Source organism: Bradyrhizobium sp. 160 (genome assembly GCF_023073735.1).
Lineage (GTDB): Bacteria > Pseudomonadota > Alphaproteobacteria > Rhizobiales > Xanthobacteraceae > Bradyrhizobium.
In genome coordinates this window covers 422,380-433,455 of record NZ_JADPKD010000057.1, presented here as the reverse complement: position 1 = coordinate 433,455, position 11,076 = coordinate 422,380, and the positions used below count along the sequence as shown (strand labels likewise).

8 protein-coding genes are annotated in these 11,076 nt (G+C 62.0%); 6 read left to right on the top strand and 2 right to left on the bottom strand.

The window, feature by feature from the left end; translation table 11 throughout:
* Window positions 1-486 precede the first annotated feature (486 nt).
* A complete protein-coding gene (locus IVA98_RS37300) occupies window positions 487-2,049 on the bottom strand; it encodes a tyrosine-type recombinase/integrase (RefSeq protein ID WP_247355667.1) in 1,563 nt (520 codons plus the stop codon).
* A 288-nt stretch (window positions 2,050-2,337) separates the two neighbouring features.
* Between IVA98_RS37300 and IVA98_RS24815 the strand changes: the two genes are divergently transcribed.
* From IVA98_RS24815 to IVA98_RS24800, 4 genes are all read left to right on the top strand, one after another.
* The gene (locus IVA98_RS24815; RefSeq protein WP_247306981.1) at window positions 2,338-3,909 is read left to right on the top strand and encodes a porin; all 1,572 of its coding nucleotides are present in this window, start codon (window positions 2,338-2,340) and stop codon (window positions 3,907-3,909) included.
* 541 nt (window positions 3,910-4,450) lie between these two features.
* Window positions 4,451-4,612: a DUF2934 domain-containing protein gene (locus tag IVA98_RS24810; protein WP_247278282.1), complete on the top strand. Its 162-nt coding sequence runs from the start codon at window positions 4,451-4,453 to the stop codon at window positions 4,610-4,612.
* 312 nt (window positions 4,613-4,924) lie between these two features.
* Entirely contained in the window at window positions 4,925-5,212 is a 288-nt protein-coding gene (locus tag IVA98_RS37295) for a DUF2934 domain-containing protein (RefSeq protein WP_247278283.1), read from the top strand.
* 646 nt (window positions 5,213-5,858) lie between these two features.
* On the top strand, window positions 5,859-6,716 hold the full coding sequence (locus IVA98_RS24800; protein ID WP_247307058.1) for an SDR family oxidoreductase: 858 nt from the start codon (window positions 5,859-5,861) through the stop codon (window positions 6,714-6,716).
* A 233-nt stretch (window positions 6,717-6,949) separates the two neighbouring features.
* Here the strand turns inward: IVA98_RS24800 and IVA98_RS24795 are convergent, their stop codons facing one another.
* Window positions 6,950-8,737, bottom strand: a complete 1,788-nt coding sequence (locus tag IVA98_RS24795) for a peptide ABC transporter substrate-binding protein (RefSeq protein WP_247355666.1) — start codon at window positions 8,735-8,737, stop codon at window positions 6,950-6,952.
* Window positions 8,738-9,097: 360 nt separating this feature from the next.
* Between IVA98_RS24795 and IVA98_RS24790 the strand changes: the two genes are divergently transcribed.
* Window positions 9,098-9,892 carry a MetQ/NlpA family ABC transporter substrate-binding protein gene (locus IVA98_RS24790; RefSeq protein ID WP_247307059.1) on the top strand — a complete coding sequence of 265 codons (795 nt, stop codon included), beginning with the start codon at window positions 9,098-9,100 and terminating at the stop codon, window positions 9,890-9,892.
* 128 nt (window positions 9,893-10,020) lie between these two features.
* Window positions 10,021-11,055, top strand: a complete 1,035-nt coding sequence (locus tag IVA98_RS24785; protein ID WP_247306987.1) for a putative FMN-dependent luciferase-like monooxygenase — start codon at window positions 10,021-10,023, stop codon at window positions 11,053-11,055.
* The last annotated feature ends 21 nt before the right edge of the window (window positions 11,056-11,076 follow it).

Genomic DNA, 11,076 nt, shown 5'->3' with positions numbered 1-11,076 from the left:
ATTCACCTGCATTCGCACCGTGACCTTAAAGCTAGACTTAAGGTCAAATCCTCGGGCCGCCTCTCAAACTAAACAAGGCGGCCGACGCCGGAGGGATACCTCGTATGACGCACTCCAGCGACTGTTGGGGAAGGACGGCTACGGCGCGCAGGCGAAGAACGCCAAGGAAGTTGGCTCCGCACTTGCAGCCGCTGGCGTTACGCACACACGCAAGTCGATAGGCGGCGGCAAGAAGGCGCGCCGCTACACTCTGCCTCCAAGGCCTCAAGGAGCCCAAAAGGACCCGTGGTCGCTCTGATGTAAGGAGAAGTTCGCCCGGCCACCCGGTCTACCCGGCACCCACACAAAGCCCCTACGTTTCCCGAGGTTTCTGCGGGCCGGGGGAGAAACACCTACCCGGTCCACCATGGCGCCCTCTTGGCTCCTCGTGTGCCGATGTGGTCGGAGCAGCCACAGTGTGGGGCGAATTGGCTCCTTTCGGTGCTTTCAATCGACCCTGTATCGAGGGAACTTCTTCAGGGCTTCTGCAAGGTCCTCAGGAAGCGGTTTCGTGTACGCTCGTCCCGTAGTAGCAGGCGAATGCCCCGTGATGGCGTCGCTGTACCGTTCGTCAATGCCGACGCGTGCTGCCATGGCCTTGAACGTGTGACGCCAAGCGTGATTGGGGCTTATCTCAGGGTCGGTTATGCCGAGAGAGCGTACCCAAGTGCCAACCTGAGACCTCATGCGCTCAGCGGGGCTCTGTCGAGGTCCATCTTCAGCCTCTCGGATCGGACGCCGCTTAGTGGGGTAAAACAGTGGTCGTCCTTGGGCGCGCTCAACGAAGTCGAGAAATCCTTGAGCGAGAAGATGTTCGTGCAGCGGCACAGTCCGGGCCTTCCGCGTTTTGATCTTGCCTGCGGATGGTGTCAGCCTTGCAAAGTGCGCTCCGTTTCGCTGCTGAATGTCGGCCGCTCGGAGCTGCGTAATCTCGCCAGCGCGGGCGCCGGTATAAGCGCAAATCCATGGCACCCATCGAAATGCGCGCTCTCGATACGACTTGGTGTCGTCACATCGCAGGGCTGCTGCCAAGATGGTCTTGATCTCGGCATCATCAAAGGCTTTCGTTTCGCGTTCGACGTTCTTCCGAGGCACGCTGATGCGCACCTCTGGAAATGGATTATTGTCGATGATTTTTTCCGCCACTCCCCAACCGAAGACTGTCTTGAGGGCGGTGCGCCATGCGGCTGCAACAGTTGCCGCCGACCGCTCTTCATTGACCAGCCCATTCATCCACGCCTTGGCCTTTTCGAAGCTGATGTTCCTGACATCGGGGAAATGTCGGTCAGCTTCCTTGAACACGGTGGTCCATCGGTAGACCGTTCCTTCCGCTGGCTGCACAGCTTTCGTCCAAGCCTCGAACAGCTCTATGGCTTTCACGGGGGCACTTCCGCTGACCTCTTCAAACTCGGGGAACACCTGCCGATTGACATCCGGCGAGTAGTCGCCACGCGAAAGTGCTTCCAATCGCTGTAAGGCGGGCAAGAGGTTGTCGCTGACAGCGTCTAGGAAGAGATTGGTGGCATCTGGGGTCAAGCTCAGGCCCTGTTCTAAAAGGAAAGCAGCAGTCTGGGCTTCAGCAGCGATGGCGGGCCGGACCTCATCCCTGACCTGCGGATCGGCCTGCCAATCCCAATGTGGATCGTCCTTCGGGCGCTGTTCGAAATCATCCGGTGCATGCGGGCGTATCACGTCCCAGATTAAGGTGTCGGTCAGCGCTCTCCAATGAGCTGGCGTGCGAAGGTCCCGTTCATGTTGCGCGAGGAACCAAGCATACCACCTGCCAGCCAGCGCGTAGGCGTTCTGTCGAGTAAGGGGCTGGGGACCTTTCGTCTTGGCAGCTCTGAGGCGGCCGATGCGCGTCTCAATGTCGGCCAACCACTCACCGAAGCGCGCTCGCGCCTCGTAATCCGATGCTCCTTTGTCGAGCCGGAACTTTTCTTCCCAAGCGTTGCCGTACCTAGCCGCGTACTCCGATCGGATGTCCTTCGGTATCACCTTTCGGGCCACGTAGGTCCCCGTAGACGTCCGCGTTAGTCCAGCCATTAGAAGTGCCATTTTGTACGGTGCCTTGTAGTTATAGGCATCCAAATAGCTATGGCAATCCAGTAACTTACTGAATTTTATGGACCTCAGCTCTCCGAGTTATCGGATCGCTTAAGTCCCTCGCGTTCAGCGGGTGTGTCCGAAGGCGCGAAGCGACTAAGCGGTGAGTTAAGGGACAAGGGAACCAACCTTAGGGTGTCGTCACCCAGCGGATCCGGAACCTTCCCTATAGAGCAAACTTGGAGGTTTAACATGAAGTTGGTTAAGAGCCTTTTGCTCGGTTCAGCGGCGGGTCTGATCGCCGTTGGCGGAGCGCAGGCAGCCGATCTCCCCGTGAAGGCCAAAGCGGTCGAATACGTGAAGATCTGCTCCCTGTATGGTGCCGGATTCTACTACATTCCGGGCACTGACACCTGCATCAAGCTGGGTGGTTACCTGCGCGCTGAAGTCGCGCTGAACACCAACTCGGTCTATAATGGTCAGTTCAGCTCGAACAACGGTTCGCGCAACCGTCTGACGAACTACTACACGATGCGCGCTCGTGAAGATCTGAACATCGACACGCGCACCGCGACCGAGTACGGCGTTGTCCGCACCTTCTTCGATGGCGTCTTCTCGTGGACGACGGGTAACTATGCTGGCAGCGGCAGTGCGACCGGCGCGACCGTCTACAGCAGCACGCTGGGCCTCAACACCTCTGGTGCGACCCCGGCGCTGGTTGGTTCGACGATCAACCCGACCGACGGCGGTACCTCGGGCGGTTCGCTCGGCGTGTACTACGCCTTCATCCAGTTCGCCGGCTTCACGATGGGTAAGGCCGTGTCGCAGTTCGACGCGCCCTGGACCAACTATCCCGGCAACAACTATGACGGTCTCGTCGGCGGCAGCGGCACGGTCACTGGTGTCAACCAGTTCACCTACACCGCTGACTTCGGTCAGGGCGTGACGGCATCGTTCTCGGCGGAAGATAGGGCGGCCTACTATGATGCCGGCAACCTCAACATGACCGGCGCGACGGCGGGCGGCATCATTGGTGGCGCGTATGGCACCAACGCCATCGGCGGTACGCGTTCGCCGAACCTCGTCGGTATGGTGCGTGTCGACCAGGCCTGGGGTCTCTTCCAGGCGTCGGTGGCTGCGCATGACAACCACGTTGCCTATTACGGCGCGACCGAGCCAACTGGCCACCCCGACGACAAATGGGGTTGGGCGGTTCAGCTCGCTCTGTCGATCAAGAACATCCCGACCGGTGCGGGTGACGTGATCAACATTTCGGGCGTCTACACCGACGGCGCGACCCGCTACAACTTCCAGAATCTGGCGGGCAGCAGCTACTCGATGTTCGGCAGCTCGGGCATCGCCTACCAGAGCATCGGCTTTGCCAGTGCTCCGGACACCGTGTTCGTCACTGGTAGCCAGCAGGAGACCGTTAAGACCTGGGGCTTCCGCGGCGCTTACACTCACAACTGGGATCCCTACTGGAACACCGCAATCTACGGTGCTTACGCTCAGGCGCAGTTCGGCTCGCTTGCCAAGACCGCGATCTGCGGCGTTGGCGGCGCTGGCGGCGTGTTCGGTGGCCTCGCGGGTGTGACCGGTTGTAACCCCGACTTCGCCATCGGCCAGGTCGGTGTGATCACCCGGTGGACTCCGGTCAAGAACCTGACGTTCTCGGCTGACCTCACCTGGACCCACCTCGACCAGAAGTATTCTGGCGTGGTTGGCCTTACCCCCTCCGGTACTACCGCAAAGCCGACCGCGTTCTACGAGCTGAAGGATCAGGACACCGTTACCCTGCTCCTCCGCGCTCAGCGCAACTGGTAAGTTCGGTCTAACGACCTGACAGAGAGCCCCGGCGGGAAACCGCCGGGGCTTTTTTTGGTTTGCTTGCCGCGGAGCTTACCTGCAATCAGATGCCGTAGGTGCTTGTTGGCCTCGCGACACATTGAGCCGGCTGATGCAACAACGCGCAAAGTCCGGACGGCTCAGGAGAGCAATATGTCCTTGTCCTCGCATGCGTCGCGGCCAAGGCTTGGGGCATCTTCCCGAAAGATGCACCCGAATTTGGGTCGCGCCCGCGTAATGCTGACCGCAATTCAGGCAAGTTTCTCGAATTACTGCTGATTTTCCGGTTTTGGAATGGGGCGGCGGATCCCGCTGCCGCGACCACTGACCTTCAAAGCGCATCGATCTCCGGCAGCGGCCGCATCGCGCAGCGAAGCTCGCGCGAGGAAAGGAACTCTTGCGCATGATCGCGGCTTGAATCCGCGGACCAGCGTCGCCGCCGATTGCTGGTCTGCACGGCCCCGCCTCCAAGCCCCCATACCCCCCAAGGATGGGGCCGTGCTTCATAGCAGGAGATCCCATGCCTGAGCCGACCGAGCAGGAGATCAGAGAGCGCGCGCACCGACTCTGGGAGCAAGCTGGCAAGCCCGAAGGCCGTGAGGACGAGTTTTGGCACGCGGCCGAGCAGGAGCTGCGCAACGAGGACAAGTCGAACACCACGCGGACGCCGGATACGCTGTGACCCGCAAGAAATGCCCATTCTGCTTCGGTCTGGGATGGGTCTGCTCAAACCATCCGCTCCGGGCCTGGAGTGACAAGCTGGGCGGCTGCCGGTGCGGTGAGGGGATGCCGTGCACCTGCAACACGGCCGAAGATCCCGAGATAAGAGTGGTCATCGTGGAAGCGGACACGACGTGGCACTAAAACAGCGACAGTCTCCTCAGCTCGAAGTGCTGGTCCTAGCTGCGTCTGAGCTGCGCGGAACGGAGCTCTCAAAAATGAATTGAGGCTCTGAGCAGCACGGGCTGCGCCGCAGACCGGTTCGCAGGGCGTGGTGGCCACCGTGGACGAGCAGCAAAAGATAGAGCACCAGATTGAGCTCGCAACGCGAGCCGCGGCGCTTGCCAAAGACGAAACCACTGTCGGGCGATTCCGGAGCTTTGCCGACGAGCTGACGCAAAAGCTCCTGCGCATGATGCGGCGCGGCAAGGTGCGGGCACGCGCCTACGAGCTCTGGGAGCAGGCCGGCCGTCCGGCCAACCGCGAACTGGACTTCTGGCTCGAAGCGGAGCGGCAGATCGAAGAAGAACGCGAACAGAGGAAGGGCTCGGGACCGTCATAGCGACGATCGCCGCTGGCGCTGGATGCCGATATTGCCAGCAAGGCGCTTGGCTCCGGCCGCTCGTCTCCTTGCGATAGAAAAAAGCCGCCGGGTTCTTCACCCTGGCGGCTTCAGAAGTCCGTAGCTGTTGATCGCCTCCCAGCTCGTGCGTACCGCCGTTACCTTGTTTGCGGCCATGCTTGGTTTTTGTAGGCGAACGCGGGTGATTCTGCTGTGACTTGAAGCACACAGTGGAAGGACGATGTCGGGCTTCGCGAAGATGCGCGAGAGCTCGGGGCGGGTCGGATGGGGTGGAGCCCTTACAAAATCCATCACGGCTCGTATCCAATGCAAGGCGGCAACGATGATCGTGAAGCCGAATTGCTGGGGGGCTGCTTCTCTGCCGTCGGGCAAAACACCCGCCCACCCGTCGAACCCCTTCCTACATAGATACTTCGCTTTATCGAAATTCGGGATCGGCGTATGTGTCGCCCCGCCTTGGGCCCTCTTGGCTTTGAGAGCGTGGAGCGACGAAGCAAAAGCTCGGCCTGAAAGGCGCCGCGAGATCGGCAAAAACGTGTCGGCGAACCGAGAGACGAGATCCCCGAGCGGCGAGGAACGCTTCCCACCGCTCTCCGTTAGCGGAGCAAACTTCCGGAGCCGTCGCATGACCGATTATCCAAAGCCGCCTTTTCCTGCGCAGCAGCAACCCATGCCCGGTTCGACCCGAGCGATGAATCCCAGGCCGGATCACGGCGAGGAGAGTTACAGGGGCGCCGGGCGCCTGGCTGGAAAGAAGGCGATCATTACCGGGGGTGACAGCGGCATCGGCCGCGCGGTCGCGATCGCCTATGCGAGGGAAGGCGCCGACATCGTCATCTCCTATCTGAATGAGGACGAGGATGCCGCCGAGGTCAAGGCGCTGGTGGAGCGGGAGGGACGCAAAGCCGTTCTGATACCCGGTGACATCCGCAATCCCGAGCATTGTCGTACGATCGTTCGGCGGACCATCGAGGAACTCGGCGGCCTGGACATCCTCGTCAACAATGCCGCTCATCAGGCCACGTTCAAGGACATCGCCGACATCAGCGACGAGGAATGGCAGCGGACCTTCGAGACCAACATCCACGCGATGTTCTATCTGACCAAAGCCGCGGTCCCGCATATGCGCCCGGGCGCCGCGATCGTGAACACGGCCTCGGTGAACTCCGACATGCCGAACCCCAGCCTGCTCGCCTATGCCACCACCAAGGGAGCCATCCAGAATTTCACCGGCGGACTTGCCCAGATGCTGGCGGAGAAGGGCATTCGGGTCAACGCCGTCGCCCCGGGTCCGATCTGGACGCCGCTCATTCCCTCGACGATGCCGGAGGATAGGGTCAAGAACTTCGGCAAGCAGGTTCCAATGCAGCGCGCCGGCCAGCCGGCCGAGCTCGCCACCGCCTATGTCATGCTCGCCGATCCGCTCTCGAGCTACACATCGGGGGCGACCCTGGCCGTCACGGGCGGCAAGCCGTTTATCTGACCGGCGACGTCAATCATCGCAATGACGACATTGAGAGAGCATGGCTGCTCTCCTCTCGTGCCCCGGACGCAGCGCCACTTCAGCGATGCGCGGCAGAGCCTGGGCCCATCTTGCCGCATCGTACTGTCCGTCTTCTCGGCCGCAGCTCTGCGCTACAATGCTCAAAGCGTTGCAGCTTGTTCGGGACACGCGGGTGAGCGACGACGATGTTGCTTGCGCTCACCCGGGCCCCGTCAGCTGCGATACCACGCCCCCAGATTCCACGTTATGGTGTCCCACCCCGAGATGTCGACCATGAGGTTGGTGACGCCGGCGTTGACGATGTTGCGCGAGAGCAGCGGCAGGAACACGTTGGCTTCACAGAAGATCTCGTCGACCTTGATCAGCAGCGCGGCGCGCTTGACCGGATCGAGCTCGTTCTGCGCGGCCTTATAGGCCTTGTCGGCCTCCGGATCGGAATAGCGCGAGTTGTTGCGGCCAAGCCATTTGTTGTCCTTGCTGGCGATCTCCCAGGAGACGCACTGGTTCAAGAACCGCTCCGGATCGGGCTGCGGCTGCGTCGTGTTGTACATCTCCATGTCGGCATAGAATTTCGAGTAGGTGTCGGGGTTGCCGCCGTCGGAGGAAAAGAACACCGATGCGGTGACCGATTTGAGCTCGATCTCGATGCCGGCCTTCTGGCAGGCCTGCTTGATGATGGCCTGGGTCTTCTGGCGCGGGGCGTTGGTCGAGGTTTGGAAGACGTATTTGAGCTTCTTGCCGTCCTTCTCGCGGATGCCGTCCGCGCCCTTCTTCCAACCGGCCTCGTCCAAGATCTTGTTCGCCTTGTCGATGTCGAACTCGTATTTGAGCTTGCTGGACTTGAACTGCGGAGGCTGGTTGACGAAGCTCGCGGTCGCGATGCCGCCGCGGCCGTAGATGAATTTCTGGATCGACTCGCGGTCGATCAGCAAGTTGATCGCGCGGCGCACGGCCGGATCGGACAGCGTCGGGTGCTTGGTCTTGACGCTGGAGCGCTCGCCGTCGACCTCGGTCCACGGGTCGGTCGTGTTGAGGATGATGAACTCGACATTGCCGGACACGGTGACGTCGACCCTGCCTTTGCCGCTCGCCTCCATGCGCTTGAGCACCTCCTCCTCCACCTGCATGTTCCAGGCATAGTCGTATTCGCCGGTCTGCAGCACCGCGCGTGCCGCGGACACCGCGTCGCCGCCGCCCTTGACCTCGAGCGTGTCGAAATGCGGCTGGTTCTTGACGTGATAGTCGGGATTGCGTTCGGCGCGGATCATGTCGCCCGGCTTGAACTCCACGAATTTGTAGGGCCCTGTGCCGACCGGCTTCAGATTGCCGGGCGCTTCGCGCGACTTGGCGCCGGCATAGTCGCCGAAATGATGCTTTGGCAGGATCTGACCGACCGAGCCGACGAACGGATCGGCCCAGAACGGCGTCGGCGCCTTGAAGGTCACCTTGACCGCGTGGTCGTCGATCTTCTCGACCTTGATGTCCTTGTAGGAGCCCGTGGTGTAGGCGGCGGTTGCGAGATCCGCGGCGTACTGCCAGGTGAAGACGACGTCGTCAGCGGTGAAGGGCTTGTCATCATGCCATTTGACGCCCTGCTTGAGCTTCCAGATCACGCTCATGCCATCCGCCGCGAGGCCGCCGTTCGCCTTGGTCGGAACCTCCGCGGCAAGGCAGGGTATGAGATTGCCGTCCTTGTCCCAGCCGGCGAGCGGCTCAAAGAAGACGCGCGAGGCGATCTGGTCCTTGGTGCCGCTCGCGAAATGCGGATTGAGCAAAGTGGGAGCCTGCCAGAGCAGGAGCTTGAGCGGGCCGCCGCCGCCCGCCTTGGCCGGCTTGTACGGCAGCGTGGCATCCGCCATCGCCACATCGTGCCAGACCAGGATCTGGCTCGCGATCGGCGCCGTGATTCCGATCGCGGCTACCCTTTGGATGAACGAGCGTCGCGACAGCGTGCCTTGCTTCACCTCCGCGATCAGATTGCGGATTTGATTCTCGTTCATCGGATGCTCCCCACTCTTCCCAATAAAGTCGTCACCAGCCGTGACGCAGTCTAGCTCAGGAGGTGAGCGCGGTGGAGTCGAAGATGTCGCAGTGGTGCGGAGACGAGGCGACCACGTCGCGCTCAGGCAGCGTTGGGGTCTTGGCGTTCACGCCCTTGCGCAGCGCCACCGTTCGCCGGATGCCGCTTTGCCGTGACGCGCCTCCCGACTGTGGAAGGTGCCGTCGCCGCCGTGATTTCGTTTCCTGTTTGGTTCCGAATGGAGAAAGTGCGCCCGCCACGGCCGGCCAATATGGATTTCAATTTCATTGATTTCGCGCGGCGGAGAAGCGAATACGGTTCTAATCGTTGCCGCAAGACCATGGAGACCAAGATGTCGTTTCGCCTGCCCCTGATCCTCTCGACCTTGCTCGCGGCCTGGTCGGCGGCGGCTGCCGCCGAGACCGTCAAGATCGGCGTGACGCCGGGACCGCACGCGCAGATCTTGGAAGCGGTAAAGCCGATCGCCGCCAAGCAGGGCCTCGACATCCAGTTGATCGAGTTCTCCGACTATGTCGTGCCGAACGCGGCGCTCGATGCCGGCGAGATCCAGGCCAATTCATTCCAGAACCAGCCCTACCTCGACAACCAGAAGGCCGACCGCGGCTACAAGATCGAGGCCGTCGCGCTCACCGTGAACTTCCCGATCGGCGTGTACTCGAAGAAGCACAAGGCCTTCTCCGATATTCCCGACGGCGGCAAGATCTCGATTCCGAACGATCCAACCAATGGTGGTCGCGTGCTGCTGCTGCTGCGCGACAAGGGCGTGATCAAGCTGAAGGAGGGCACCGGCTTCAAGCCGACCGTGCTCGATATCACCGAGAATCCCAAGAAGCTGAAATTCATCGAGGTCGATGCAGCGCAGGCGCCGCGCGCACTCGACGACGTCGACGCCGCTGCGATCAACACCAATTATGCAACTCAGGCGGGCCTCGATCCCGTCAAGGATCCGATCCTGCGCGAGGACCCGAAGGGGCCCTATGTCAACCTGATCGCCGTCCGCAGCGCGGACAAGGACAAGCCCTGGGTCAAGACCCTCGTCGACAGCTACCACACGCCGGAGGTCAAGGAGTTCGTCCTGACCAAGTTCAAGGGCGCGGTGCTGCCGAGCTGGTAGGCAACCTGCTCAGCCATGGTCCAGCACAGCGGTGATCCCGGCGGGCAGCCCTGCGCAATGCCCGCTTGTCTGGAGCTGCGGCAACCGACATCATCGGCTCGTGGCCATCCTCGCCCGACAGGGGTCGTATGAAACGCTTTGCAAACCTGAAACGACTGGGATTTTTCACGCGGCTGCTTGATGAGGCTCCGCCGGCCGAGCGATATCGCCATGCGGCCGAGCAGATCGTGCACGCGGAAAAGGCGGGGCTCGATTCCGCCTGGATTGCCCAGCATCATTTTCACGAGCGCGAAGGCGGCCTGCCGTCGCCCTTCGCCTTCCTCGGCTACGTCGCCGCGCAGACCTCGCGCATCCGTCTCGGCACCGGCATCGTGACGCTGCCGCTGGAGAATGCGGTGCGGGTGGCGGAGGATGCCGCGGTGCTCGATCTCCTCTGCAATGGCCGTTTCGAGCTCGGCGTCGGCACCGGCGGCAACCCGTCGGCCTTCGCGGCCTTCGGTCTCGACAATGCGCAGCGCAACGAGATCTTTGCCCGCAATCTGGAGGTCGTCCGCGCGGCGTTGGTCGGCAAACCTCTTGATGGCGGGGACACGCTCTATCCGCAACGGCCGGAATTGGACAAGCGCATCTGGCAGGCCACATTCTCGGTCGCGGGCGGCGCCCGGGCAGGCAAGGCGGGCGATGGCCTATTGCTGTCGCGCACCCAGCCGCGGACCAGGGAGGCGCCGAAGGCCACGCTGGCCGAGATCCAGAATCCCATCATCGATGCCTATCTCGAAGCGCTGCCGCCAGGATGCGAGCCGCGCATCATAGCCTCGCGCAGCGTCTTCGTCGCCGACGACCGGGCTGAGGCGATGCGCCTGGCCGATATCGGGTTGCGGCGCGCGCTGCCGCAATTCCTCAAGGGCGGCCACGCCAGGCCCGGCGAAACTCTGGAGGAGATGATCACCGCGTTCGACACCCATGTCGGCGCAGCCGACGACGTCATCGCCTCGCTGCGCAGCGATGCCACGCTGGAACGGGTGACCGATCTGGTGTTCCAGGCGCATTCGGTCGATGCGCCGCATCCCTATATCCTGCGCTCGATCGAGCTGGTCGCGGAAAAAGTCGCGCCGGCACTGGGCTGGACCCGAGCAGCGCCCGCTGTGGCCTTGGCGGGCTGATCGGAATCAACGGGAATTACC